Here is a 23,130-nt window from a genome sequence, read left to right as displayed (position 1 = left end):
ACCAGATGGCGATGGGGTCAGTCCAGGGTGACGCCCAGGGGCTCGTCGTTCTCTTCGGCCTGCTCGAGCAGCATCTGCTTGTAGCGGGCGGCCATCTCTTCGGCTTTTTCGAACACCTTGGCCGGGTCGGTGAGCATGTCGCCCGGTTCCGGTTCGAGGGCCTTCGTCGACAGGGAGATCCGGCCGCGCTCGGCGTCGAGGTCGATGATCATCACCTTCATCTGATCGTTGACATTGAGCACCGTGTGGGGGGTCTCAATGTGCTCGTGGCTGATCTCGGAGATGTGCAGCAGTCCGCTGACGCCGCCGATGTCGATGAAGGCGCCGTAGGGCTTGATGCCGCGGACGGTGCCGATCACCACCTCGCCCACCTCCAGGCGATTCATCTTGCGCTCCACCAGGGCGCGGCGATGGCTGAGCACGAGGCGGTTCCGCTCCTCATCCACCTCAAGGAACTTGAGGGGCAGGAAGTCGGCGACCAGATCTTCCTTGGGCTTGCGGGTGCTGATGTGGCTGCCGGGGATGAAGCCCCGCAGGCCTTCCACGCGCACAAGGGCCCCGCCCCGGTTGGTGGCGAAGACCTCGCTGTAGATGGTGGCGTCCTCCTTTTGGAGCTGACGCACGCGCTCCCAGGCCCGCTGGTACTCGATGCGGCGGATCGAGAGGGTGAGCTGGCCGTCTTCGTTCTCTTCACTGAGGATGAAGAACTCCCGCACTTCTCCGGGCTCAAGCACGTCGGAGAGGGCCTCCACCCGGTTGATCGACACCTCCTGCATGGGCATGAAGGCGGCGGTCTTGGCACCGATGTCGATCATGGCCCCCTTGGGCTCCATGGCGAACACGGTGCCCTTCACCACGTCGCCGGGCTTGAAGTTGTAGTCGTACTTGCTGAGCAGCGAGGCAAATTCGTCGAGGGTGAATCCCACACCGTCGCTGTCGCGGGCCGCCGCCCGGCTGCTGGGGTCATCGGCGGTGGGAACCTCTTCCGTGAAAGCCAGGTCGAGATCGGTGGCGTCCTCGCTCACCAGATCCAGATCGGACGTAACGCTGGTGTCGGAAGGGGTCAGGGTCATGGGGCGCTGGCGGACTGCCTGGGGCAGGTCGAAGGAAAGCCCATGCCTGTCCGCCGACAGGGCATGCGCAATCCACGACTATACAAACCGAAGGTGCCTTCAGCCGACCGCCGCCAAGGTGTTGCCGTTGCTGGAGCCCTTGCGGGATTTACCGGCGCGGCGGCTCAGCCCTTCGAGGGTGGCGACAAAATCGCTGACTCCCTTGAATTGGCGGTAGACCGACGCAAAGCGCACGTAGGCCACTTCACTCATTTCACTCAGCTCCTGGAGCACCAGTTCGCCGATCTCACCGCTGCTCACTTCCCTGCCGCTGCGCTGCTGCAACACCACTTCGATGTCATCAACGACCCCCTCCAGGCGAGCGGGTTCAAGGCCGGTTTTTTCGCAGGCGCGCAACAGGCCATGGAGCAGCTTTGCGCGGTTGAAGGTTTCGCGGCTGCCGTTGCGTTTGATCACTGTGACCGGCACCGTTTCCACCCGCTCGTAGGTGGTGAAGCGATGCTCGCAGTTCAGGCATTCCCGCCGCCGTCTCACGCTGCGACCTGAGTCCGCGGAGCGGGACTCGAGGACACGGCTATCGGTGTGTTGGCAGGAGGGACATTGCATCCCTTGGATACCACGCAAGCTTTGCAAGTCTAGACAGTGATTTGCCACTTGAGAAGGGCTCCCCTGCAAAGGGTTTCACCAGAGCAATGCCCAGGCGCCCTTGCTCTGAGGTCATGGGCTGTGGTCTGGCCGCGGTCAACGGGGCACTGATCGGCGCGATGAATTCCCGCAAGAAGTGCTTGAAACAGTAGGGACAAGCAAAAAAGCCCCCCGCAAGGGCGGGGGGCTGAAGTCTCAGGCCAGGATCACTTTCCGATCTTCGGGGGATCGCGGAACGCGATGGCGAAGAACAGGGTGGAGATCACAAGGGCGAGGATCAGGATGTAGGCGAAGCTCTCCATGGGTTACCTCGGGGGACTGGCGCTCAGCTGAGGGTCGAGCCGGCCGGGGGCACGTAGCCCTCGGGAAGGCGGCGGGTGGAACGGTCGCCCAATTTCTGGAACAGACCAAACTCCACCTGCTCGCCGAGATCGGGATCAATGCCGGCGAAGACATCGCGGTAGAGGGTTCGAGCTCCGTGCCAGATGTGGCCGAAGAAGAACAGCAACGCGAAGGTGGCGTGGCCGAAGGTGAACCAGCCGCGGGGAGAACTGCGGAAGGTGCCATCGGAGTGGTAGCGCTCGCGATCGAACTCGAACGCTTCACCCAGTTGGGCCTTGCGGGCGAACCGCTTGACGTCGGCCGGATCGCTGAAGGTCTGACCGTTGAGCGCGCCGCCGTAGATGGTGGCGGTCACACCGGTCTGCTCAAAGGAATACTTCGCTTCGGAGCGGCGGAAGGGGATGTCCCCACGTACGACACCGTCTTGATCTTGGAGAATGATGGGGAAGTTCTCGAAGAAGTTCGGCAATCGGCGGACCTCAAGGTCACGACCTTCCTTATCGGTAAAGCTGATGTGTCCCAACCAGCCCGTGGGCAGGCCGTCACCGTTGACCATCGGCCCCACCCGGAACAGACCGCCTTTGGCGGGGCTGTTGCCGACGTAGTCGTAGAAGGCCAGTTTTTCAGGAATGGACCCGTAGGCCTCGGCCTTGGAGGCACCCCCGTCAAGAGCCGTCTGGACACGACGGTTGATCTCGGTTTTGAAGTAGCTCTGATCCCACTGATAGCGGGTGGGACCGAACAGCTCCACAGGTGTGGCGGCGGCGCCGTACCACATGGTTCCGGCCACCACGAAGGCGGCGAAGAACACGGCGGCAATCGCGCTGGCCAGCACCGTTTCGATGTTGCCCATGCGCAGGGCCTTGTAGAGGCGCTCCGGTGGGCGAGTGGTGATGTGGAAGATGCCGGCGATGATCCCGACGATTCCGGCCGCGATGTGGTGGGCGACAATGCCACCAGGATTGAAGGGGTTGAAGCCCTCAGCCCCCCAGGACGGTTGGACCGCTTCGAGGTGGCCCGTTAGTCCGTAGGGATCGGAGACCCACATGCCAGGCCCGAAGACGCCGGTGAGATGGAAGGCACCGAAGCCGAAGCAGGCCAATCCTGCAAGCAGGAGATGGATGCCGAAGATCTTGGGAAGATCAAGGGCAGGTTCACCAGTTCGGGGGTCCTGCCAGATCTCCAGATCCCAATAGGTCCAATGCCAGATGGCGGCCAGAAAGAGCAGGCCACTGAGAATGATGTGGGCAGCGGCCACACCTTCAAAGCTCCAGAAGCCTGGGTCCACACCGGTTTCACCGGTGACGCTCCAGCCCCCCCAGCTGCCTGTGACGCCGAGGCGCGCCATGAAGGGCATGACGAACATGCCCTGGCGCCACATGGGGTTGAGGACCTGGTCAGAGGGGTCGAAAATCGCGAGCTCGTAGAGCGCCATGGAGCCGGCCCAGCCGGCGACCAAAGCGGTGTGCATGAGGTGCACGGCCAGCAAGCGGCCCGGGTCGTTGATGACGACCGTGTGCACCCGATACCAGGGCAATCCCATGAGGGTTAGGTCCGGGGAAACAAACGGCTGCGTGGTGGAAGCCACGACAGCAGAGCGATCGACACGAAGGACGGATCGATCCGTGCGGCGATGGTAGGGGTTATCGATCGCCCAAGGTCAGCTGCGGGCTTGAGCTGAAACGTGCCGTGATGGCGCGGGCTGAGCCGCAGCCCATGTGCTGGGTTGCCCTGACCGGCAGCGCAGGTTACAAATCTCAACCTGTGGTCTCAGAATGGTTGCCTTCTCTTTGCATCTCCCATGCCCGTGATCCGTTTCGTCCGTGAAGGCCGCGAGGTGGAGTGCTACCCAGGCGAGAACCTGCGCGAGGTGGCCCTGCGCGAGGGGATCGAGATCTATGGGCTCAAGGGCAAGTTGGGCAACTGCAATGGCTGCGGCCAGTGCATCACTTGTTTTGTTGGTGTCGTGGCGGAAGGCTCCCCTGGCGCCTTGAGCCCTCAAACGGTGGTGGAGGAGCAGAAGCTGCGCCGCCGTCCCCAGGACTGGCGTCTGGCCTGTCAGGCTCTGGTTCTCAAGTCTGTCTCCGTGCTGACGCGACCCCAGCTGGGGTTGGCTGATGGGCCCGCCCGGTTGGAGGCTGCCCGCCGTGCCCCCCTCCCCGAAGGGCCCACGGCCTGGCCTGTGGTCGCTGAGCCGGACATCGGCGAAGGTGGCGAGGCCTCGGATGGCGCTGGGCAGCCCGAAGTGCTCGATTCACGCCCCTGAGATCAGGCCAGAGGATCGGACCGGCTGAGCACCTAAACCGCAACGAGCGGTGAAGCACTCCCAAAACGGTCAGGGTGCCGGTGATACGGTCCGGTTGCTCCGGTCAACAGCAATGGAAACCAACGATCTCGGCTTCGTCGCCAGTCTGCTGTTCGTTCTGGTGCCAGCCGTCTTTCTGATCGTTCTGTACATCCAGACCAGCAGCCGTCAGAGCTGAACTCCCAAGGCAAGGGGACGCCTCAGCGGAGGCCCTCCGGTTCGCGCACCAAGAGCACAGGAGCCGGGGCGTGCACACGGATGAAATCGCTCACCGAGCTGCCGAGCAGGCGGTCGATGTCCACCAGCCCCTTGGCCACTAGAGGGCGCCGGTCCTGGGAGGCAATCACCACCAGATCGGCTCTGAGTTCTTCGGCCGCTGCGCAGAAGCTGCGGCCGATGTCACCACTGCGGTGTTCGGGCCTCAGTTCCACTCCAATGCTGCGGGCGCGCTGAACAGCCCTATCGAGCACCTCATCCGCGGGAGTCTTGCCGCCCCGGGTGGGCGCCACCTCATGGCGGCTGACGTGAACACCCGTAAGACTGCCCCCCGGGATGTCCTTCACAAGCTCGCAGGCGAGGCGCAGGGCCTCATCGCCGACGCCAGTGCTGTCGATGGCCACCACCACTCGGTTGATGTGGCGTACGTAAAGGTCGTCGCGGACCAGCAGCATCGGCCGGGTCGAGAGTTGAAAGACGTACTGGCTTGCGCTGTTGTTGAGGATCGACTGCAGCCTTCCCAGGCCCCTGGAGCCCATGACGATCAGATCGCTATCCAGTTCGTCGGCCACCTTGAGCACGGTTTGCTTGGTGTCGCCCTGGCGAATGATCGTGTTGATCTGGCTCGGGTCAAGGCCCAGCCGTTTGACGGCCTCGGCCACAATCCCAGCAGCGTTTTGCCAATGCACTTCGAAGTTTTCACCCGCCTGCTCGGGCACCACGTGCAACAGGTTGAGTCGGGCCTGCTGAATCACCGGAATGGCGCGGAGCATGCGCACCATTTCCTCGACATGGCCCTTGCCGGAATCGGCGATCAGAAGGTTGCGAAACATGAGCCTGGCACCGATCTTTGGCAGCCTATGGCTGAAACGCAGGCGGGCCCTTGCCGAACCAAAAGGACGTCATGAAGCGTGGCTGGTGCCTCAGGCGGCGGGTGTTGCCCCAGCACACCGATCACGCCGGCGTGATGTGGCATGGCTCCTACCTGGGGTTTCTCGAAGAGGCCCGGGTGGAGGCGCTGGCCTCGGCCGGCCTCGACTACAGCGATCTATCGGCCCGAGGGCTGGAGCTGCCGGTGGTGGCCCTCTCGATCGACTACCGCCAGGCCCTGCTGCACGGTGATGCCCTTGAACTGTGGAGCGTGATCGAACCCCGGCGGGGCCTGCGTCTGCCATGGCACAGCACCTTTTTTAATGGCGCCGGCCAGGTGGCGGCTGCGGCCCGGGTGGAACTGGTGCTGGTGCAGCTGGCCTGCAGTGGCTCTGATCCCGGGGCAAGGCGACTGGTGCGGCGGTTGCCGGAGGACCTGGAGCGGGCGATCGAGCGGCTGGAGTTGGGGCCCAACGGCCACCAGGAACGATAAAGTACAAATGTATTGCTCTTGTGTGGGTGGGGGATCTGCTGCCTGTTCCGTTCGGCGCGGTTGGCCGCCAAGGCAGCCCCTTGGCGACTTCATCAGCCCATGGGCCCCCGAGCTGGGATGAATCCCGTCGACTGTGGTGGTTGATCTGGCAGGACTGTCCAGGGATTGGCTGGTGCCGCCTCAGCGCCTTGGAGCACCATTGCGGTGACCTCTCGGCCGCCTGGATCACCCCTTTGGAGCGGTTGGCTGCCGTGCCGGGCATGGGGCCTGCCGTTCTCGGCCGTCTTGAGGCTTACCGCCGGCGCCTGGGCCCCGATCCCCTCGGTGCCGTCAGGCGCACTGGCCTTTCGTCGCGGGTTTTGCTGCCAGGTGATCTCGCTTTCCCAAGGGCTCTGTTGGAGCTGGAGCGGCCACCGCTCGCGCTCCATTGGCTAGGGCGTGGCAGCCTCTGGTCACCATTGCGCCGCCGCCAGGCGGTGGCGGTGGTGGGCACCCGCCACCCTTCCCGTCACGGGCTGGCCATGGCGCGGGCCATCGGCAGCGCCCTGGCCCGGGCGGGTTGGCCTGTGGTGAGCGGCCTGGCGGAAGGCATCGATGCGGCGGCCCACCGGGGCTGTCTGGTCCAGGGGGGGCGTCCAGTGGCGGTGCTGGGCACCCCCCTGGAGCGGGTTTACCCGCGCCATCACGAGGAGCTCCAGCGCCTGGTGGCGGCCCAGGGTCTGCTGGTCACCGAGCAACCCTCCGGCGCCGGTGTGCGCCCGGGGCATTTCGCCGCTCGGAACCGCCTGCAGGTGGCCCTGGCTCGGGCCGTGGTGCTGGTGGAGTGCCCTGTTCTCAGTGGTGCGCTGCAATCGGCGGCCCTGGCATGGAATCAAGGGCTTCCCCTCTGGGTGGTGCCGGCGGATGCGGGCAAGCTCTCGGCGGCAGGCAGCAACCGCCTTTTGGCCCTGGGCGCATCTGCCTTGCTGGATCCGTCCGATCTGATCCGCCAGTTGGGTCCTGGCCCCTTGAAACAGCCAGCATGCTCGGGGGGTTCCCCAGCGGGCGACCAAGGGGAGATCTTGCGGTTGCTGGGTCAGGGGGCCTCTCTGGAAGACCTCTGCCAAGAACTGGGACGCCCGGCGGCGGACGTGGCGCGCTGTTTGCTCGAATTGGAAATCGCCGGGAGGGTGGTGGCCGAGCCGGGTCTCTGCTGGCGGCCCGTTTGAGGGTCTCCCTAGGTTGGCGCCATGGATCGTCCTCATCCGCACCCTTCCCCCCCGGCGCCCTCGCCGAGGACGATGTTGGAACGGGAAGCGCCAACGGCGGTGGTGGGCACGGAGCTGTTGGCCTGGCGTCGCCGCCTTCTGGCGGGAGGCGGCGGCGCCGCTGAACTCGACTGGCTGCTGGATCTGGCCGGTGGCCTCCCCTGGGTTGCCCTGCAGCGGCTCTGGCTGGAGCCCAAGCGGGAGGTGACGCTGGTGCGGTCACTGCAGGAGCTGGAGGCGATCTGGCATCGGCACTGTCAAAGCGCCACACCTCTTCAGTACCTGGTGGGGATCTGCCCTTGGCGGGATCTTGAATTGCAAGTGGCCCCAGGGGTGCTGATCCCCCGCCAGGAAACGGAGTTGCTGGTGGACCTGGCCCTGGGGCGGTTGCCCGCGTTGTCACCGGGGCCAGTTTGCTGGGCCGATCTGGGCACGGGTTCAGGTGCTCTGGCCGTGGCCCTGGCGGCGGCTCTGCCCCAGGGCAGCCAGGGCTATGCGGTGGATTGCAGTCCCGAGGCCCTCGCCCAGGCCGGCACCAACCTGGAACGCGCCGGTGTGGCCTCTAGCGTGGCCCTGAGGCTTGGCTCGTGGTGGGAGCCGCTGAAGCCGCTGTCCGGCCAGCTTGATCTGGTGGTCAGCAACCCTCCCTACATCCCCACAGCACTCCTGGCCCAGCTGGAGCCGGTGGTGCGCGAGCACGAGCCCCACCTGGCCCTTGATGGCGGTGCTGATGGACTGGAGTCGCTGCGAACCGTGGTGGCCGGTGCCGCTCAGGCCCTGGCTCCCGGCGGCTGGCTGTTGTTGGAGCATCACCACGATCAGGGGCCGGCCGTGGCGGATCTGCTGGTGGTCGCCGGTCTGGAGGAGGCCAGCACCGAGCTCGACCTGGAGGGCCATGGTCGCTTCAGTTGCGCCCGGCGCCCGGCGCCCGGTGGGCCGACCCCGGGCGGATCGTCATGGGTTGTTCCATGACCACTCAGCCACCGCTCGATCGAAGCCGGCTGTTGGAGCTCGTTGAGCTGGTCGGGGCCCTGGCCTCCGGTTCGGCCGCCCTGTTCCCCACCGACACCCTGCCCGCCTTGGCCTGCCGGCCCCTGCAGGCCCATCAGCTCTGGACGCTCAAGAGGCGCCCCGCTGATCGGCCCCTGATTCTGATGGGCGCCGATCCAGAGGAGTTGCTGGCGGCCTTGGCCGTGCCGATCCGGGCCGACTGGAGGGCCATGGCCCTGCGACATTGGCCCGGGGCGCTCACCCTTGTGCTGCCGGCGCAGGGGCCTGTGGCCCAGGCGCTCCATCCCGGTGGACGCAGCCTGGGGTTGAGGGTTCCCTCCTGCCCTGCGGCCCTGGCCTTGCTGCAGCTCACGGGACCCTTGGCCACCACCAGCGCCAATGTGTCCGGGGAACCGGCCTGCCTCACGGCAGAGGAGTCCGCCCGCGCCTTCCCAGCGGTGCCCTTGCTGGGGCCGTTGCCTTGGCCCGCCGCCGCGGGGCAGGGAAGCACCGTGCTGGCCTGGGGTGAGGACGGAGGCTGGCAGGTGCTGCGACCCGGTGCTGTGATGCCCGGGTCAGAAGCTTGAAAGCTCGACTGCCGCGAAAGCTGGCCACCCCGCGATGCTGATCCTCACTCTGCTGGTGGCCTTGGTGCTGGGCCTCAACCACGTGATGCTTGAGCCCTTGACGGCCGCGCTTACGCCGCTGTTTGAACTGCAGGGATGGTGGCCATGGTTGGTCCTGGGGCTGGGGGCCTGGGTGCTGGCGGGGCCCCGGGGCTGAGAGGCCGAACAGACCGGAGCATTCCCGCCAATCAGCGCCGTGGGGGCTGGGTTGGGGGGACGGCGCCTCGACGATTGACGCGAGAGGCCCCGACTGATTCGCCTGCCCCAGGGTCTGTCGTTCCCGTGGCTCTGGCCCGCTGGCCCAGGGGCGTTACAACGGCGGGACCACCAGAAGGGCCTCCCATGGAGCGGCTGACGGGTCCGGGCCTCGGACGGTGCAAGGCCGGTTCAGGGCAGCGGCGGCTCTTGGCGCTGGCGAGCGCTCTGGTGCTGACGGCGGCGTGCCATGGCCACCTCAACCTTTGGGTGGCCGCCAGGGCCCAGCCGGCCTTGCCCCCTGCCGTGAATGAGGCCGAACCATTCCTGGTCGCCCCCGCCCGGCCCCCACGCCCCGCAAGCACCCCGGCGGAAGCACAGGTGGCCGCCTTGGGCGAGAACGAACGGCTGCCCGCTCCCTTTTCCCCTTTTCTGCGTCCAGTTCCGGAGCCTTTGGCTCCCGATCCGGTGCTTGCCGCCTCGGCTCAGCCTCGTCCCGGCCAACTGCCCACGCTCACCTATCCCCTGGAGCGGCCAGCGAGTGAGACCAACCCCTTCGGCTGGCGCTTCGCAGAATCCCGCAACGCCTGGCGGTTGCACACTGGTATCGATCTGATCGCCGCTGAGGGGACGGCGGTGCGCGCCGCGCGTCCCGGCACGGTACGGCTGGTGGAGGAGATTGCCGGCTACGGTCTCACGGTGGTGATCGACCACGGCCATGGTTGGCAGACCCTCTACGCCCACCTGCTGGATCTGGCGGTGCAGCCCCAGCAGGTGGTGGCTGTTGCCGAGGTGATTGGCCGCGTCGGTCGCAGTGGCAGTGCCAGCACCCCCCATCTGCATTTCGAGCTCAGGCGCCGTGATGGTGCGCGCACCGTGGCGCTGGACCCAGGGCCGTTGCTGGAGGACACATCCCAGCTCGAAGCCCGACCCTGAAGCCGAACGGGTGAGCTGCCGGCAGGGCTGGGCAAGGGTGCCGTTGTCGGTCGCGCCAAGGGATGGCCCCAGCGCGTTGATGGTGACCGGAGCGGTTGCGCCCCAGTGCCCAGGATCACGGGTCCATGAAGATGTGTCAGATACGCCATCGCAGCGGCAACGGCGCGTTTGTGTAGGCCCTACTGGCTGAAGTTCTCCAGGGTGTCGAGCCCCTTGCGCAGCAGCTGCTGGGATTGCTCGATCAGGCGCCTGCGGTCGTCGCGGAATTCACACGACTTGATCAGATAATTGATGTTCTGGGTTTTGGGGTGGAAGCCTACGAAGCGCAACTTGCAGAAGGAGCGTCCCGACTTGCCCGGCTCACGTTTGAGCAGTTCCCCCTCCAGGCAGCTGTAACCCTTGTCGCCTTTGCGCGTGCAGAGGACCAGGTTCTTGAAGAACACATCGTTGCCCAGCGCCCGTTGTCGGCTGTTGGCGTAGCCAGCAAACGACACCGGATCGAAGCTGAACGGGGCGGCCCCCGCTGAAAGGGGAACGGAACTCCAAAGAATCACAGCCAGCAGGTAGCGACGTACGGCCATGCTCTGTCAGCTGATCAGGAGCCCACGAATGTAGGGGAGGCGACAGGAACCCTTGGCCGCTGTGCGTGGGAGGTGGTGGTTGAGTGATGTCTGGGTGCGACTGGCGTCGTCAGCGGTCGAAGGCTGCTCCGGCTAGGAAGGGGGCACAGTCGCCATTCCAGAAGCGATGAGACGGCTCCATCTGGTGGTGCTCGGGGGCCGCAGTGAGGGCTGCCACATCGAACTCCACGATGTTCGCTTCATGGCGGTCACCTCGATTGACGAGGCGATACCCGAGCTACGTCGCCAGTGGTTGGGTCGCCTTCGCGGACTCCACATCGACAGCTATGTGGCCATCGACTTCGTCGATGGCCATGCTGTTGCCCTGAGCCCTGAGCCCTGGGAGGGGACCGAGCGTCTGTGGTTCGTGAACATGGGCGCCTACGACCCCAGCCAGCTGGCGGAGCTGCACCAGTTCACCCTGGTGGTGGCCCCAAGTGCCCAGGCCGCCAAGGCCAGGGCTCGGCGACGGCTGTTGCCGGGCGCCATCGAGCGCCACACCGACGATCTCCATGACATGGAGGAGGCCCTGCAACTCGGGGCACTGAAGGGTTGGCATGTGCATCTGCCTCTGGATCCCGAGGGCCGGCATCAGCCCCTGGTGCCCGATTGGTTCGGCTACCGCCGGATCGACCGTCAGAAGAAGGATTGAGCGCCCGATGGCCTGGAGGAGGGCTCAGGAAAAACCGCCTGGCCTCGGCCGGCGGCTCGAGAGGGAGACATTGCCACTGGGGGAGGAAGAGGCTGGGCTCGCTGGGGGCTGGGGCACCGCCACCACGTTGAAGGCCAGGGACCAGCGTTCCCCCTCGCCCCGGAACGGGGCCACCGAATGGGGCTGCCAGGCGGGGAACACATAGAGATCACCGGGCAGGGGCAGCACGTAGTGGACCATGCCGGTGCGGAAGCTCTGGATGTGCCACTCCTCGGGGCCGTGGAAGCAGAGCTGGCCGTCGAAGCTCTCCCCATTGATCTGGGGGGGGACCTGCAGGAACAGCACCCCCGAGAAGCTGCCGCCGTGGGTGTGAATGGGGTTGTAATCGCCGGCGCGCTGCACGTTCAGCCAGACATCGATCATCTGCAGTCGATAGCCCCCCGGCCCCCAGGGACCCCGCCCCTGGGGCGGCTGCTGGTCGATCACGTGCCGGATCCAGTGCTCGCAGGCGGGCACGATCACCTCAGCGCAGAGCAGGGCGATCGGGGGAAAGTGAGGCCCCAGTTGGCGCTGGAGCGCCAACTGGCCCGCGAGTTTGCGCGAGGCGTCCGGGGTGCTGCCGGGGTCGCTGAGCACTTGAAGCGCCAGGTGCTGCAGGTCGCTCAGCAGGCGCTCATCCAGCCGTTGCTTGAGCAGAAAGCGCGGAAAGAGGCTCAGCACCTCCGTGGTCGCATCCATGGCCGGGCCGCCGTTGGGCCGAAGTTACGACGCGATCGGGGCCCGCGATGGCGCTGGACGGTGGGGCAAGGAACCGCCTGATGGCCTGAGCCCGATCGATTGGCGATCGCCCTGAGGGCGCGATCGCTTGGTGCAACTGCCATTTGGCCATCACCACTGTTGATGGCCGGCTTCGTTCGCGGTTTGGACAGGCTGCTGTGGGCTCTGGCTGGAGCATCGCTATGACGGAATGCTCGAATCAGCAACTGCGGCTCAGGTGCCTCCCCGACCCCGGGGCCGGGGAGGCATGATTGGCGCGATTGAGCTACCGCCGACAACCGCTGCGACGTTGCAAGCCCCCTTGGGGGGGCCGGCTTCGTCAATGCTCGCTCAGCACGCAGCCACCGCGAGCTGCGTTAGGCCTTGTTGTTCCTGGCGCGGGCCGATCGCCATCCCAGAGGCTTTGGGGCCTGGAAGGATTCGAGGCGGCAGCCGCTGCGCAGCATCTGAGGAAAGCTGGTCAATGGAGAGCTGGCGTGGGCGGGCCACTGGCGACTCGGTTCTCTGGTCTGGTTCAGGTCCAGGGATCGGGGCATCCCTGCCATTCCGAGGGGTGATGCCGCCTGGCGCCTGGATGAACGCAGGTTCAGGGTGCACAACGACCTGGGGCATGGGCTCCGCGCGGGCGCCGGGGCCGTGATGCTCGCCCCAGGGGGACCCTGACGATCCACCCCTTGCCGAGCTGCAGGGGTCAGGAGCTGATCCCGGCGACCAGGTCGATCCTTCCCTGGTCGAGATCGGCAGAAGCGGTTCTGTTTCGCTTGGCCAGGACGCCCCGTTGGCCGATTTCGGCCATGGAGCTTCCCGGTGGGGAAGCCCTTGTTCAGCCATCTGATTCATATCGATCAGGATCGCGCGAGTGTCTGGCTGAACTCGGTCAGCTGGGCCTTTGATGGGCTTGGGCGGTGCGAGCTCGACCCCGCCCAAGCCCCCGAAACGCCTCTTGGCAGGCGACTTGAGAGGCTGATGATCAACAAGCCGGCTAACGGATTTGAACCGATGGCCTTCGCTTTACAAAAGCGCTGCTCTACCACTGAGCTAAGCCGGCATTGAAGGGAGTTTATCGCTCACCCATGGCCCAGAGGAGAAGTTGGGTTCGGCTGCCGCACCCGGTCTTGAGCAGCAGATGGGAGATATGGCTTTCCACGGTGCGCGGACTGAGATAGAGCCGTCCGGCGATCGCCTTGTTGCTCAGTCCTTCGCGCAAGGCTTCAAGAACGCGGCTCTCAGCTGTTGAGATGGACCCATGGCCCAGGGAGACGGGGGCGGCTTGGTTTCGAGAGATGGCCATGGGTTGGGGGCGTTGACCTCTCCAGGATTCCCACGGCCTACCCATGGCACGCTCCGCAACCCTGAACTCCTCAGGCCGGGGTGGGCGCGGGCTCTGGCTCATCGCGCTCGGGTACGGGAAGCGGCGTGGGCCTGGCCCGCTTGATTGGCAGGTTGGCGACCAGAGCGGTGACCCGATCCTCGGTTTCCAGGCTCACATCGCCTTCTTCGAGATCGATCTCGACGTAGCGGGAGACCACTTCGAGGATCTCCCGGCGCATCTGCTCCAGCAGTTCGGGGTTCAGGTCGCTGCGGTCGTGGGCGAGCACCAGCTGCAGGCGCTGGCGGGCAGTGTCGGCGCTGGCCGGTTGGCGCCCTAGCAGCTTGTTGATGATGTCGAGCAGGGTCATCGGGCTCAGAAGATCTTGGTTTGCAGCAGCCGGCCCAGCTTGGAGCGGATTCCCCCGCCCGCCTTGAGCGGATCGATCAACGGCACCTCTTCCCCCGTCAGGCGCCGGGCCACGTTGTTGTATTCCACTGCCGCTGGTGAACGCGTGCCATTGAGAGTGAGCGGTTCACCACGGTTGGTGGAGATAATCACCTGCTCGTCTTCGAGTACCAGTCCCAAAAGGGGGAGGGCCAGGATGTCAGTGACATCGCTGACCGGCAACATTTCATTGTTGAGCATCATCTTGGGCCGGACCCGGTTGAGCACCAACTGGATCGGTTTGATGCCATGGGCATTGAGCAATCCAATCACCCGGTCGGCATCTCGAACCGCCGACACCTCAGGTGTGGTGACCACGATGGCTTCTTCAGCGGCCGCCATCGCATTTTTGAAACCGTCTTCGATCCCGGCCGGGCAATCGATCAGTATGTACTCGAATTGATCGCCCAGCAGCTTGGCGATCTTGATCATGTCGTCGGGCTTGAGCCACTCGAGCATGCGCGGGTTGCCTGCTGGCAACAGGGCCAGGTTGGGGACCTGCTTGTGCTTGACCAGTGCCTGCTCCAACCGGCAGGTCTCGGCGAGGACCTCCTGGGCGGTGTAGATGATCCGGTTTTCCAGGCCCAGGAGAAGGTCGAGGTTGCGCAGCCCGAAATCCGCGTCAAGAACGACGGTCTTATGGCCCAGCTTGGCCAGGGCAATGCCCAGGTTGGCGGTCAGCGTGGTCTTGCCGACGCCGCCCTTGCCGGAGCAAATGAGGATGTGGCGCGTGCGTGCGATGGCGGCAGGTCGCGAAGTGGAAGCAGGTTAGGGCCCTTGGAACAAGTTGGAACGATGGGGCTCGATCAGCTACCTGGCGCTCGCGATGCCGGTAGAAAGGGCTAACCCTGCTCCCCGGCAATGTCGGAGCCCACGTCCCACCACCAGACCCTCCTGGTCATGCCCGACGACGGCGCCGAGTCTGTTGTGGCCCTGATCGATCAGGCACGGGAGCAGTTGCTGCTCAAGCAGTTCAAGATCCAGTCGGACGCGATCGAGCAGGCCCTGCTGCGGGCCCACCAGCGGGGGGTACAGGTGCGGGTCATGCTCAACCCCCACACATCCGGGGGCGACCGCTGGAACGATGAGGCCCATGCCCGCCTCAACGGCTGGGGCATCGAATCGATCTGGACCAGCGAGGCGTTCCCGGTCACCCATGAGAAATCGCTGGTGGTGGATCAGGATTTCGCCCTGGTCGCCACCTTCAACCTGGCGGACAAATACTTCACCGAGACCCGTGACTACGGAGTCGTCACCTACTCACCCCCCGTGGTCGCCCAGGTGATCGCCGGTTTCGAGGCCGATTGGCATCGTCAGTTCTTCCAGCCTGATCTTGGCGTGGGCCTGGTCTGGAGCAGTTTCCATAGCCGCGGCCAGATGGCCCGGATCGTCGATGCCGCCACGGAATCCCTCTGGATTCAGCATCCCAAGTTCGTGGATGCGGTGATCCTCGATCGGATCATCACGGCCCGGGAACGGGGGGTGAAGGTGCGCGTGCTGTGCGGAGGCAAGCACGGCATCAGCGACTGGGACATCTACGACACCTTCGCTTCCCTGCGAGTCATGGAGCGCTTCGGGGTGAAGGTGCGCCGCCAGAAGCACCTCAAGTTGCACGCCAAGCTGATCCTGGTGGATGGGGTGGCGGCCCAGACCGGCTCGATGAACATCGATCGCAGTGCCTTTGACCTGCGCCGCGAACTGGGGATCGAATCCGATGCGCCCGCCGTGATCGCTCGCCTCAAGGCAACCTTCCAGGCCGATTGGGCCGAGGCCGCGAAGTACCACGCTCCTGATCCCCTCGATCCAACTCTCCATGAAGAGGGCGAGCTGGCCCCGGATCCCCACTTCGTGCACGACTGACCATGGCCCATCCCACGCCGCTGGAGCCTGAAGACCTGGCTCCGCCTCCCGGGCTGCGGGACCTGTTCATCGGCATGCTTCAGGTGTCGCTCTCCTCCTTTGGCGGAGGCCTCTCGGCCTGGAGCCAGCGCATCGTCGTGGAGCAGCGCCGCTGGATGACCAACGAGAGCTTCCTCACCGGCCTCACGGTGGCGCGCCTGTTCCCGGGACCCAACCAGATCAACATGGCCGTCTACATCGGCGCCCAATTCCGCGGCCTGGTGGGGGCCGCCATCGCCCTGGCGGGGATGCTGCTGGTGCCGTTCACGGGCCTGATGCTGGTGGGGCTGCTCTATTTCCATTTCCATGAGCTGCCCTCCGTGGACCGGGTGCTGGCCGGCGTGGTGGCGGCCGCGGCCGGCATGGCCCTTTCGATGGGCTTCAAGATCCTTGACCAGTACTGGCGCGATCCGATGGCCCTCGTCTTGGCCGCGGCCACCTTCGTGGCGATGGTGGTGTTCCACGTGCAGCTCATTCCAGTGGTGCTGTTGGCCGGTCCGCTGGCCATGGCCTGGTACTGGCCCCGAGGTACGGCCCCAACAACTCCCCCCCCACGGTCGGTCTGAGCAGCTTGACGATGCCACTGTCCTTGACGGTCTGTACGCCGCTCGCGCTCACCGATCTGGGCAACCTGCTCCAGGTGCTCTGGACCTTCCTTTCTCTCTCGCTGTTTTCGCTCGGGGGTGGCAACACCCTCTTGAGTGAGTACCACCACTTGAGCGTGGTGCAGTACTGCTGGCTCAGTTCCTCCCAGTTCGCCGACATCTACGCCCTGGCGGAGGCCGCTCCGGGGCCCAGTTCGATGATCGTGGGCCTGCTGGGGATGGGGGCCGCCTGGAAGGAGGGGGCGTGGTGGTCGTTGCTCAGTGGCTACGGCGCTGAAGCGGCGATCCTGCTGCCCTCGACTTTGTTGATGGTGGTGGCCTGCCTGAGCTGGAACAAGTTCAAGAACTCCCCCTGGCGGGTGGCCTTCGAGCGGGGGCTTGGGCCGATCACCCTGGGGATTCTGTTCGCGGTCGGACTCAAGATCCTTCAGACCGCCGACACCAACATCCCCGGGGTAATCGTGTCTGTGCTGGTCTGCGTGCTCATGCTCCGCACCCGGATCTCACCTCTTTGGTTCATGGCCGTGGCTGGTTTGCTCGGGGGGCTGGGGCTGATCAATCGCTGATCGGCCAGAGCGGATCGGCCGCCTCGATTTCGATGGCGGCGTCCATCAACCGGGCCGTTTCCGTGAAGCCCGCCGGCGGGTCGTCCTGGGGCCCTCGGGCCACGGCATCGGCGATTCTCAGCTGGAGTGGCCGCAACTGAAGGGCCGTGATCGTCGCTCCGGTGTCGCCGGCGGCCCCCGCGTGGGCCACCCCCCGCAGGCGGCCCCAGACCAGCACGCTGCCACCTGCACTGATGCGGGCCCCTGGATTGACATCCCCCAGCAGCAGCACTGCTCCGGCCACCTGCAGATGATCGCCGGAGCGGAGCGTGCCCCGGTGCACCGTCAGGGCCGTGCTGGGGCCTGAGTGGGCCGGTGGTTCAGGCGACGGACCAGGGAGCAGGCGCTCAGTGGGCAGCCCCAGGGCGGCAGCTGCCACCAAGGTGGCGCCGTTGTAGCCCTGCACCGCGCTCAGTTCCAATCCCCGCTCGGCCAGGTGCTGGGCGACGTTGCGGACGGAGGCGGTGTTGAGCAGCCACTCCCCCGCCTGCAGCAGCACGGGGCCAACCGGTGGCGTGAGACCCAGGGCGTAGCGCACTTGCTCGAGGACGCCACCGGCATCCTCGGACGCGCTTAACCGCAGCACATGGGGCAATTCCGGCCCGCCGGAGGCAATCAGGACAGCGGCCATGCCCGCTCCATGGGGCCTAAACATTAGGCAACGCCTGTGCGGGCACCGATCAATTCCGCCACAGCCCGCCGCAGAGCTCCACTGACTTCGGGCGGATGGATCAGCCAGGCGAGCTCCACGGGCAGGCTGAGGCTGGCCACCTGGGGAGAGAGCAGCTCCAGCGCCTGCAGGTCGCTGCCGTTCCAGAGCCGCAGTCCCCCTTTGTACGGGTCATAGCCACGGGTTTGCCGTTGCTGCAGGCCGCAGCAGAGCTCGGGATCGTGGCCCTCGGCGGTGCTCAGGTGGCCTGCGAGGGCCAGCATCTCCAGCCGCTCTGCGCCGCTGAGGCGGCTCACGTCGGTGGCCTTGAGCAGCTCCCGATCCAGCAACCGGCGGCACACCTGGGCCAGTGCGGCTGGACCCTCCTCCCGCCAGCGCATCAGGTGGTAGCCGGTGCGCACGTCGTCATTGGCCAAAAAGCTATCCAGATCGAGGCACTGGGGCTCCCAGAGCCAGCGGGCCATCACGCTGTCGGCTTTCACGGCCTGCGGTCCGAGCCGACGCGCCAGGGTCACCGCTAGGTCCAGCAACCAGTTGCATACGACGTTCAATCGGTGGTTGTAGACACTGCGGTACATCAGATTGCGCACCAAAAGGTAGTGCTCCACGGCCATCAAGCCTTTTGGGTGCAGGGCCAATCCGCCATCGGGCGAAAGGGTCAGGGCCGCCAAGATCCGCTCCAGATCCAGTCGGCCATAGCTCGTGCCCGTGCTGTAGCTGTCACGGAGCAGGTAATCGAGCCGGTCGCAGTCCAGCTGACTGCTCACCAGGGCCTTGATCGCCGGTTGGGGATAGCGACCGTGCTCCAGCAGGTCGGCCACGGCGCCTGAGCTACCGGGGGCAAAGGCCTCGAGTGGATCGCGCAGGGCGGGGTGGTCGCGGATCAGCCGCCCGGACCAGCTCTCGTGATGCATTCCGAACATCTCCTCGCCGGAATGGCTCAGGGGACCGTGCCCCACGTCGTGCAGCAGAGCCGCCGCCAACAGCACGCCGGCGTGTTGGTCGAGGTCTGGTTCCAGGCGTTGCAGGTTCGTCAGCGCCAGACGGGCCAGGTGGAGCACCCCCAGGGAATGGGTGAAGCGGCTGGATTCAGCGCCGTGGAAGGTGAGAAAGGCTGGTCCCAACTGACGGATGCGCCGCAGCCGCTGGAATGGAGCCGTGTCGATCAGGCGGATGGCCAGGCCCTCGGCCGGGTGATCTCCGTCCAGGCGGATGGCCCCGTGCAGGGGGTCGTGGTAAGTGCGTCGGGTCATGGCCGCGCCCGGGCGGTGTCAAGACGCTGCACCAGCAGGTCTTGTGCCTCCTCGAGCCAGGTGTCCCCTGGACCTCCGGGGTTAAGGGGTTCGGGCTGGGCCAGGGGCCGGTCGGGAACAATGCCCAGATTCTGGATGTCCCGTCCGCTCGGGGTCTGATAGCGGGCCACTGTCACCGCGAGGCCGCTGCCATCCCCCAGGGCGATCAGGGTCTGGATCAGGCCTTTGCCAAAGGTCTTGCTCCCGAGAAGTTCCGAGCGTCCGTCGTCCTGCAGCGCGCCGCCAAGGATCTCACTGGCGCTGGCTGTGCCACCGTTCACCAGGGTCAGCATCTGTCCGCCGTAGAGCTGGCCCACTCCCGCCTGCTGCGGCACCCCCAGGCCACTGCGGTCCACGGTCTCCACGATCGGTTGGTTGTCGATCAGATCATTGGCCACGGCCAATCCAGCCGAGACAAGGCCCCCGGAGTTGTTGCGCAGATCGAGAATCAGCCCTTCCATCCCTGCTTCATCAAGGGCCTCGATCGCCGCTTGAAAGGCCGTGGGTACCGTTTCACTGAACTGGCTCAGGCGCAGGTAGCCCAGCCGGTGGCCACTCTGCTCCAGCAGGCGATAGCGCACCGGTTGGAGGTCCACGCGCCGACGCTCAAGGGTCACTTCCCGCCTTACACCCGCCGGGCTGAGCAGGCTCAGGTGCACGTCGGTTCCATCCGCTCCCCTCAGGGCGGCGGCAGTGGCCTCGAGTCCCAGGCGATCGGCCGACTGCCCCTCCACGGCCAGCACCTGACTGCCACTGGGGATCCCGGCCCCCTGGGCCGGTGAGCCCTCTAGTGGAGCCACCACCACGATGGTGCCGTCCGACTCGTGGAGGGCCAACTGCAGCCCCACGCCGGTCACCGTTCCTTCGGTGCTCGAGCGCAGGGTGTCGAAATCGTCGGGCCGCAGAAGGCGGGTGTAGGGATCACCCAGGGGTTCGAGCATCGCCTCGATCGCGGAGTAGGCCTCCGCGCTGCTGTTGATCGTTCGCTCCAAAGCCTTTTGGCGCAGGCGCCGCCACTGCACGCGATCGAAGCGGGCGGGGTCCACGAAGCTCTGATTAACCAGGCTCCAGCTGGAGACCACCAGTGCCTGGGCATCGTTCAGGGCCAGCGCCACCGGTGTCCACAGAAGCCAAGGGCTCACCAGCAGCAGCGCGCTGAGCAGCAGGGCCAGCAGGCTCTGGGGCACGCCGGAGACGGCTCGTGTTGCAATCGGTTGAGCTTCCCGGGGAAGGGGGCGCTTGGCGTTCACGGCCGCTCCAGGGCGATCGGTAGACTCTCGCAACACCAGCCCCCCGCTGCATGGCGAACTCCTCTCCTGCCGCAAAGTCGTCTCCCATCTACGACTGGTTCCAGGAGCGTCTGGAGATCCAGGAGATCGCAGACGATATCTCTTCCAAGTACGTGCCACCGCACGTCAACATCTTTTATTGCCTCGGCGGCATCACCCTGGTCTGCTTCCTGATCCAGTTCGCCACTGGATTTGCCATGACCTTCTACTACCGCCCCACGGTGGCGGAGGCCTACAGCTCCGTTCAGTACCTCATGAGCGATGTCAGCTTCGGCTGGTTGATCCGCTCGGTTCATCGCTGGAGCGCCAGCATGATGGTGCTGATGCTGATCCTTCACGTGTTCCGCGTGTATCTCACCGGAGGCTTCAAGCGTCCGCGTGAACTCACCTGGGTCACTGGAGTCGTCATGGCGGTGATCACCGTCTCGTTCGGTGTTACAGGTTATTCCCTTCCCTGGGATCAGGTGGGCTACTGGGCTGTGAAGATCGTCTCAGGCGTGCCGGCGGCCGTGCCGGTGGTCGGTGATTTCATGGTCGAACTTCTGCGCGGCGGCGAGAGTGTTGGCCAGTCCACCCTGACCCGCTTCTACAGCCTTCACACCTTCGTGATGCCTTGGCTGCTGGCGGTTTTCATGCTCATCCACTTCCTGATGATCCGGAAGCAGGGCATTTCCGGTCCCCTCTGAACTGTCCTAAGCCTTCATTCGCCCTAGGCTTTGCTCAGCTCGCATCACCGTTCGTCTCTAGGTCAACCCCATGCACATCCTCAAGAAGCCGGATCTCTCCGACCCCAAGCTGCGGGCCAAGCTCGCCAAGGGCATGGGACACAACTACTACGGCGAACCCGCCTGGCCCAACGACCTCCTCTACATCTTTCCGGTCGTGATTCTGGGCACCATGGCCTGCCTTGTTGGATTGTCCGTTTTGGATCCAGCCATGCTCGGTGACAAGGCTGATCCTTTCGCCACACCTCTCGAAATCCTGCCCGAGTGGTATCTCTATCCTGTCTTTCAGATTCTCAGGGTAGTCCCCAACAAGCTTCTGGGCATCGCACTTCAGACCATGATTCCTTTGGGCCTCATGTTGATTCCTTTCATCGAGAGCTTCAACAAGTTCCAGAATCCATTCCGACGCCCCGTGGCCATGGCGGCGTTCCTGTTCGGAACAGTTTTTACTATTTATCTTGGTATTGGCGCTGCCATGCCCATTGACAAGTCCCTCACCCTCGGGCTGTTCTGAATCTGTCAGCCTCAAGTTTTGCCCTTTTGTCAACAGAGCCGCTGCCCTAGGCAGCGGCTTTTTTTGCTAGGGCACCCCTCTTGATGCTTTGCTATCACGATCGTCTAGTCGAGATCAAGGTTCAACAGCGTCACGTCCTCTGGACGGACCCTCAGCAGATGATGCAGCAGCAGGAAGCCCACGATCGTCCAGGTCTGGTAGGTGCGTGATTGCTGCCCCACCCAGGTGCCCGTAGGGCCGTCGAAGTATTCGGCCCATTGCTGGCGAGGCAACTGGTTGAGCTGCGACCAATAGCACTCCTCTAGGAGTGCCTTCATCTGACCCATCAGCAGCACGTCGGCTTGGGGATACAGCCGTTCATGCAGCAAGATCGCGCTCCCCATGTACCAGAGCAGACTCGGCCAGTGGCCGCCGTTGTGATAGCTCCACGGCCAGTTTTTCGGGTCTGAGCCGGTCCTGTTGGCCCATTCACCGTTTTCCATGGGCGGATGGCAGATCCGCATGGGCATCTGGGCCATCAAGTGCTTGCGGTTGTGAAGCACCAGCCGGAACAGGGCGCGCTGCTGGGGGGCCGCGAGCAGTCCGAACAGGCAGCCCAGGCTGTTGCCCAGGCTGTAGAAACGGAAATCAGGTCGGCCCGTGCGCATGTTGCCGATCAGGTAGCCACCGCGGTTCTCCAACCAGTCCTGCAGCCAGTCGGGAATCACCTGGGGCTGGACGTTGAACTCATTTTCGTGCTGTTGGTCGCCGTACTGCTCGGTGGGGCGGCGCCTGAGCACCTGCATGGTCTTGCTGGTGACCCAGTAGTGCTTGAGGAGGAAGGAGCGCAGATCCTGTTGCCATTGGCGGGTGAGTTCCAGCCGTTGCTCCAGCAGCCGGCTTTTGCTGCCCTGTTGGCAGAGCTCCATCAGGCGGCAACAGCTGCGCAGGCAGCCAAACAGCAGCACCTCCACTTCCAGGGGTGCGCCCCAGACGTCCATGGGACGGTCAATCATGAAGGCACAGTCGGGCACAAACAGCACAGGGGTGCCCTCGAAGCTGGGATGGAGCACGAGATCCAGCAGCAGCTGAACGCCCCGCTGCACCCGCTGGCTCACTCCGAATTCCCAGTCCTTGCTGCGGCTCACGTAGAGCCAACAGAGAACGGGCCACCAGAGGCTCGCATCCACGGAAGTGATTCGTCCGATCGAGCGTTGGCCGTAATCCGCGATCAGCTCGCCGTTCTGCTCGATGAAGCTGGTGGGGAACACGCCTCGGGTCTGGTAGGCACTGCTCTGGAGCTCCAGGCAGAGTTCGAGAAAGTTGCGAACGATCTCGAAGCGCCCCTGCAGCAGCAGGTAGATCATCACGGGCACGTTGTCCCGCAGGAAGATCTCTCCGTAATTGAGTTCCTGGTGGTTGCGGGGATGCTCCAGGGCCGCCACCGAGCCGGCCAGTTCGCCACGCACCCGAATCAGGGTGCGCTCAAAGTGCTCACGGGCCCGTTGCACCACGGCCTCTTCCTTGGAGCTGGGCCGTACCCGCAGCTGCTCTTGACTGAAATTTCTTGCCACCACGTTCTCCCCGGGCGAATGCCCTCCCACCAGAACCTAGGCATGGCAAGGGGTATGGGCGGCGAACAGGGGCATTGTTCAATGCGTTGAGTCCGCTCTTTGGTGGCCCCTGAGCTGGTGTGTTAGTGTTTTGGACTGCGCCCCACCGAGAGGGGGAGCGCAGAGCTGAAGCGAAAACAGAGGGAGGCGCAAGCCGAGCGATGTTGTAGGTTTAGCGAGCGGCCGGGAGGCCGCC

At 65.0% G+C, this 23,130-nt stretch carries 28 protein-coding genes and 1 tRNA gene; 14 read left to right on the top strand and 15 right to left on the bottom strand.

Going from position 1 to position 23,130, the window contains the following annotated elements; genetic code table 11:
• Nucleotides 1-17: 17 nt before the first annotated feature.
• The 4 genes from KBY88_RS15455 to psbB all read right to left on the bottom strand — a co-directional run bounded on the left by KBY88_RS15455 (nt 18) and on the right by psbB (nt 3,603).
• Entirely contained in the window at nt 18-1,073 is a 1,056-nt protein-coding gene (locus KBY88_RS15455; protein ID WP_254940835.1) for a 30S ribosomal protein S1, read from the bottom strand.
• A gap of 99 nt (nt 1,074-1,172) precedes the next feature.
• Nucleotides 1,173-1,679 carry a transcriptional regulator NrdR gene (gene nrdR, locus KBY88_RS15450; RefSeq protein ID WP_254940834.1) on the bottom strand — a complete coding sequence of 169 codons (507 nt, stop codon included), beginning with the start codon at nt 1,677-1,679 and terminating at the stop codon, nt 1,173-1,175.
• A gap of 245 nt (nt 1,680-1,924) precedes the next feature.
• Nucleotides 1,925-2,020, bottom strand: coding sequence for a photosystem II reaction center protein T (locus KBY88_RS15445; RefSeq protein WP_254940833.1), 96 nt, complete (start codon nt 2,018-2,020; stop codon nt 1,925-1,927).
• 23 nt (nt 2,021-2,043) lie between these two features.
• Nucleotides 2,044-3,603, bottom strand: a complete 1,560-nt coding sequence (gene psbB, locus KBY88_RS15440) for a photosystem II chlorophyll-binding protein CP47 (protein WP_254940854.1) — start codon at nt 3,601-3,603, stop codon at nt 2,044-2,046.
• A gap of 258 nt (nt 3,604-3,861) precedes the next feature.
• Here psbB and KBY88_RS15435 point away from each other — a divergent pair, with 258 nt between their 5' ends.
• Both KBY88_RS15435 and psbM read left to right on the top strand, forming a co-directional pair.
• Nucleotides 3,862-4,326 (top strand): 2Fe-2S iron-sulfur cluster-binding protein, encoded by a 465-nt coding sequence (locus tag KBY88_RS15435; protein ID WP_254940832.1) that lies wholly within the window; start codon nt 3,862-3,864, stop codon nt 4,324-4,326.
• 112 nt (nt 4,327-4,438) lie between these two features.
• A complete protein-coding gene (gene psbM / locus KBY88_RS15430; protein ID WP_254940831.1) occupies nt 4,439-4,543 on the top strand; it encodes a photosystem II reaction center protein PsbM in 105 nt (34 codons plus the stop codon).
• 22 nt (nt 4,544-4,565) lie between these two features.
• On the opposite strand, the gene KBY88_RS15425 is transcribed toward psbM, so the two are convergent.
• Nucleotides 4,566-5,414 (bottom strand): universal stress protein, encoded by an 849-nt coding sequence (locus KBY88_RS15425; protein WP_254940830.1) that lies wholly within the window; start codon nt 5,412-5,414, stop codon nt 4,566-4,568.
• Between the two features lie 50 nt (nt 5,415-5,464).
• Here KBY88_RS15425 and KBY88_RS15420 point away from each other — a divergent pair, with 50 nt between their 5' ends.
• The 6 genes from KBY88_RS15420 (at nt 5,465) to KBY88_RS15395 (ending at nt 9,938) form a co-directional block, all read left to right on the top strand.
• Nucleotides 5,465-5,944: an acyl-CoA thioesterase gene (locus KBY88_RS15420; protein WP_315858150.1), complete on the top strand. Its 480-nt coding sequence runs from the start codon at nt 5,465-5,467 to the stop codon at nt 5,942-5,944.
• Between the two features lie 140 nt (nt 5,945-6,084).
• Nucleotides 6,085-7,152, top strand: a complete 1,068-nt coding sequence (locus KBY88_RS15415) for a DNA-processing protein DprA (RefSeq protein ID WP_315858149.1) — start codon at nt 6,085-6,087, stop codon at nt 7,150-7,152.
• A gap of 72 nt (nt 7,153-7,224) precedes the next feature.
• Nucleotides 7,225-8,163 (top strand): peptide chain release factor N(5)-glutamine methyltransferase, encoded by a 939-nt coding sequence (gene prmC, locus KBY88_RS15410; RefSeq protein ID WP_254940828.1) that lies wholly within the window; start codon nt 7,225-7,227, stop codon nt 8,161-8,163.
• Nucleotides 8,160-8,768, top strand: coding sequence for an L-threonylcarbamoyladenylate synthase (locus tag KBY88_RS15405; protein ID WP_254940827.1), 609 nt, complete (start codon nt 8,160-8,162; stop codon nt 8,766-8,768). Before prmC ends, KBY88_RS15405 begins: the two co-directional genes overlap by 4 nt.
• Before the next feature lie 34 nt (nt 8,769-8,802).
• Nucleotides 8,803-8,964 carry a hypothetical protein gene (locus tag KBY88_RS15400; protein WP_254940826.1) on the top strand — a complete coding sequence of 54 codons (162 nt, stop codon included), beginning with the start codon at nt 8,803-8,805 and terminating at the stop codon, nt 8,962-8,964.
• A 185-nt stretch (nt 8,965-9,149) separates the two neighbouring features.
• Nucleotides 9,150-9,938: a M23 family metallopeptidase gene (locus tag KBY88_RS15395; RefSeq protein WP_254940825.1), complete on the top strand. Its 789-nt coding sequence runs from the start codon at nt 9,150-9,152 to the stop codon at nt 9,936-9,938.
• A gap of 179 nt (nt 9,939-10,117) precedes the next feature.
• Here the strand turns inward: KBY88_RS15395 and KBY88_RS15390 are convergent, their stop codons facing one another.
• Nucleotides 10,118-10,519 carry a hypothetical protein gene (locus KBY88_RS15390; protein WP_254940824.1) on the bottom strand — a complete coding sequence of 134 codons (402 nt, stop codon included), beginning with the start codon at nt 10,517-10,519 and terminating at the stop codon, nt 10,118-10,120.
• A 166-nt stretch (nt 10,520-10,685) separates the two neighbouring features.
• Here KBY88_RS15390 and KBY88_RS15385 point away from each other — a divergent pair, with 166 nt between their 5' ends.
• On the top strand, nt 10,686-11,210 hold the full coding sequence (locus KBY88_RS15385; RefSeq protein WP_254940823.1) for a DUF1543 domain-containing protein: 525 nt from the start codon (nt 10,686-10,688) through the stop codon (nt 11,208-11,210).
• A gap of 24 nt (nt 11,211-11,234) precedes the next feature.
• On the opposite strand, the gene KBY88_RS15380 is transcribed toward KBY88_RS15385, so the two are convergent.
• From KBY88_RS15380 to minD, 5 genes are all read right to left on the bottom strand, one after another.
• Nucleotides 11,235-11,948, bottom strand: a complete 714-nt coding sequence (locus KBY88_RS15380; protein ID WP_254940822.1) for a putative 2OG-Fe(II) oxygenase — start codon at nt 11,946-11,948, stop codon at nt 11,235-11,237.
• 1,015 nt (nt 11,949-12,963) lie between these two features.
• Nucleotides 12,964-13,035: transfer RNA gene (locus KBY88_RS15375), tRNA-Thr, on the bottom strand.
• A gap of 12 nt (nt 13,036-13,047) precedes the next feature.
• The gene (locus KBY88_RS16355) at nt 13,048-13,278 is read right to left on the bottom strand and encodes a response regulator transcription factor (protein ID WP_396103327.1); all 231 of its coding nucleotides are present in this window, start codon (nt 13,276-13,278) and stop codon (nt 13,048-13,050) included.
• Between the two features lie 70 nt (nt 13,279-13,348).
• A complete protein-coding gene (gene minE, locus KBY88_RS15365) occupies nt 13,349-13,666 on the bottom strand; it encodes a cell division topological specificity factor MinE (protein ID WP_254940820.1) in 318 nt (105 codons plus the stop codon).
• Between the two features lie 5 nt (nt 13,667-13,671).
• Nucleotides 13,672-14,484 (bottom strand): septum site-determining protein MinD, encoded by an 813-nt coding sequence (gene minD, locus KBY88_RS15360; RefSeq protein ID WP_254940852.1) that lies wholly within the window; start codon nt 14,482-14,484, stop codon nt 13,672-13,674.
• Nucleotides 14,485-14,604: 120 nt separating this feature from the next.
• Here minD and KBY88_RS15355 point away from each other — a divergent pair, with 120 nt between their 5' ends.
• The 3 genes from KBY88_RS15355 to KBY88_RS15345 are packed head-to-tail and all read left to right on the top strand — an operon-like array spanning nt 14,605 to nt 16,813.
• Nucleotides 14,605-15,603, top strand: a complete 999-nt coding sequence (locus tag KBY88_RS15355; protein WP_254940819.1) for a phospholipase D-like domain-containing protein — start codon at nt 14,605-14,607, stop codon at nt 15,601-15,603.
• A 2-nt stretch (nt 15,604-15,605) separates the two neighbouring features.
• On the top strand, nt 15,606-16,208 hold the full coding sequence (locus tag KBY88_RS15350; RefSeq protein WP_254940818.1) for a chromate transporter: 603 nt from the start codon (nt 15,606-15,608) through the stop codon (nt 16,206-16,208).
• Between the two features lie 11 nt (nt 16,209-16,219).
• Complete coding sequence (locus KBY88_RS15345; RefSeq protein WP_254940817.1) at nt 16,220-16,813, top strand: chromate transporter; 594 nt, start codon at nt 16,220-16,222, stop codon at nt 16,811-16,813.
• Here the strand turns inward: KBY88_RS15345 and KBY88_RS15340 are convergent.
• The 3 genes from KBY88_RS15340 to ctpZ are packed head-to-tail and all read right to left on the bottom strand — an operon-like array spanning nt 16,803 to nt 20,001.
• Nucleotides 16,803-17,483 (bottom strand): septum site-determining protein MinC, encoded by a 681-nt coding sequence (locus KBY88_RS15340; RefSeq protein WP_254940816.1) that lies wholly within the window; start codon nt 17,481-17,483, stop codon nt 16,803-16,805. The genes KBY88_RS15345 and KBY88_RS15340 overlap by 11 nt on opposite strands.
• A 23-nt stretch (nt 17,484-17,506) precedes the next feature.
• Nucleotides 17,507-18,775 (bottom strand): HD domain-containing protein, encoded by a 1,269-nt coding sequence (locus KBY88_RS15335; RefSeq protein WP_254940815.1) that lies wholly within the window; start codon nt 18,773-18,775, stop codon nt 17,507-17,509.
• Complete coding sequence (ctpZ, locus tag KBY88_RS15330) at nt 18,772-20,001, bottom strand: carboxyl-terminal processing protease CtpZ (RefSeq protein ID WP_396103323.1); 1,230 nt, start codon at nt 19,999-20,001, stop codon at nt 18,772-18,774. Before ctpZ ends, KBY88_RS15335 begins: the two co-directional genes overlap by 4 nt.
• Nucleotides 20,002-20,114: 113 nt before the next feature.
• Here ctpZ and petB point away from each other — a divergent pair, with 113 nt between their 5' ends.
• Nucleotides 20,115-20,789 (top strand): cytochrome b6, encoded by a 675-nt coding sequence (gene petB, locus KBY88_RS15325; protein WP_254940814.1) that lies wholly within the window; start codon nt 20,115-20,117, stop codon nt 20,787-20,789.
• A 70-nt stretch (nt 20,790-20,859) separates the two neighbouring features.
• Nucleotides 20,860-21,342 carry a cytochrome b6-f complex subunit IV gene (petD, locus tag KBY88_RS15320; RefSeq protein WP_254940813.1) on the top strand — a complete coding sequence of 161 codons (483 nt, stop codon included), beginning with the start codon at nt 20,860-20,862 and terminating at the stop codon, nt 21,340-21,342.
• Nucleotides 21,343-21,446: 104 nt separating this feature from the next.
• Here the strand turns inward: petD and KBY88_RS15315 are convergent, their stop codons facing one another.
• Complete coding sequence (locus KBY88_RS15315; RefSeq protein ID WP_254940850.1) at nt 21,447-22,895, bottom strand: glycoside hydrolase 100 family protein; 1,449 nt, start codon at nt 22,893-22,895, stop codon at nt 21,447-21,449.
• Nucleotides 22,896-23,130: the final 235 nt, after the last annotated feature.

It is taken from the genome of Cyanobium sp. Morenito 9A2 (assembly GCF_024345575.1).
Lineage (GTDB): Bacteria > Cyanobacteriota > Cyanobacteriia > PCC-6307 > Cyanobiaceae > ATX-6F1.
The sequence above is the reverse complement of the archived record's forward strand: the minus strand, read 5'-3'. Positions and strand labels throughout refer to the sequence as shown.

Excerpts from the sequence above, each read along its gene's own strand:
- KBY88_RS15455 (WP_254940835.1), bottom strand. The coding sequence starts at position 1,073 with ATGACCCTGACCCCTTCCGACACCAGCGTTACGTCCGATCTGGATCTG.
- nrdR (WP_254940834.1), bottom strand. The coding sequence starts at position 1,679 with ATGCAATGTCCCTCCTGCCAACACACCGATAGCCGTGTCCTCGAGTCC.
- KBY88_RS15445 (WP_254940833.1), bottom strand. The coding sequence starts at position 2,020 with ATGGAGAGCTTCGCCTACATCCTGATCCTCGCCCTTGTGATCTCCACC.
- psbB (WP_254940854.1), bottom strand. The coding sequence starts at position 3,603 with ATGGGATTGCCCTGGTATCGGGTGCACACGGTCGTCATCAACGACCCG.
- KBY88_RS15435 (WP_254940832.1), top strand. The coding sequence starts at position 3,862 with ATGCCCGTGATCCGTTTCGTCCGTGAAGGCCGCGAGGTGGAGTGCTAC.
- psbM (WP_254940831.1), top strand. The coding sequence starts at position 4,439 with ATGGAAACCAACGATCTCGGCTTCGTCGCCAGTCTGCTGTTCGTTCTG.
- KBY88_RS15425 (WP_254940830.1), bottom strand. The coding sequence starts at position 5,414 with ATGTTTCGCAACCTTCTGATCGCCGATTCCGGCAAGGGCCATGTCGAG.
- prmC (WP_254940828.1), top strand. The coding sequence starts at position 7,225 with ATGTTGGAACGGGAAGCGCCAACGGCGGTGGTGGGCACGGAGCTGTTG.
- KBY88_RS15405 (WP_254940827.1), top strand. The coding sequence starts at position 8,160 with ATGACCACTCAGCCACCGCTCGATCGAAGCCGGCTGTTGGAGCTCGTT.
- KBY88_RS15400 (WP_254940826.1), top strand. The coding sequence starts at position 8,803 with ATGCTGATCCTCACTCTGCTGGTGGCCTTGGTGCTGGGCCTCAACCAC.
- KBY88_RS15395 (WP_254940825.1), top strand. The coding sequence starts at position 9,150 with ATGGAGCGGCTGACGGGTCCGGGCCTCGGACGGTGCAAGGCCGGTTCA.
- KBY88_RS15390 (WP_254940824.1), bottom strand. The coding sequence starts at position 10,519 with ATGGCCGTACGTCGCTACCTGCTGGCTGTGATTCTTTGGAGTTCCGTT.
- KBY88_RS15385 (WP_254940823.1), top strand. The coding sequence starts at position 10,686 with ATGAGACGGCTCCATCTGGTGGTGCTCGGGGGCCGCAGTGAGGGCTGC.
- KBY88_RS15380 (WP_254940822.1), bottom strand. The coding sequence starts at position 11,948 with ATGGATGCGACCACGGAGGTGCTGAGCCTCTTTCCGCGCTTTCTGCTC.
- KBY88_RS16355 (WP_396103327.1), bottom strand. The coding sequence starts at position 13,278 with ATGGCCATCTCTCGAAACCAAGCCGCCCCCGTCTCCCTGGGCCATGGG.
- minE (WP_254940820.1), bottom strand. The coding sequence starts at position 13,666 with ATGACCCTGCTCGACATCATCAACAAGCTGCTAGGGCGCCAACCGGCC.
- KBY88_RS15355 (WP_254940819.1), top strand. The coding sequence starts at position 14,605 with ATGTCGGAGCCCACGTCCCACCACCAGACCCTCCTGGTCATGCCCGAC.
- KBY88_RS15350 (WP_254940818.1), top strand. The coding sequence starts at position 15,606 with ATGGCCCATCCCACGCCGCTGGAGCCTGAAGACCTGGCTCCGCCTCCC.
- KBY88_RS15345 (WP_254940817.1), top strand. The coding sequence starts at position 16,220 with ATGCCACTGTCCTTGACGGTCTGTACGCCGCTCGCGCTCACCGATCTG.
- KBY88_RS15340 (WP_254940816.1), bottom strand. The coding sequence starts at position 17,483 with ATGGCCGCTGTCCTGATTGCCTCCGGCGGGCCGGAATTGCCCCATGTG.
- KBY88_RS15335 (WP_254940815.1), bottom strand. The coding sequence starts at position 18,775 with ATGACCCGACGCACTTACCACGACCCCCTGCACGGGGCCATCCGCCTG.
- petB (WP_254940814.1), top strand. The coding sequence starts at position 20,115 with ATGGCGAACTCCTCTCCTGCCGCAAAGTCGTCTCCCATCTACGACTGG.
- petD (WP_254940813.1), top strand. The coding sequence starts at position 20,860 with ATGCACATCCTCAAGAAGCCGGATCTCTCCGACCCCAAGCTGCGGGCC.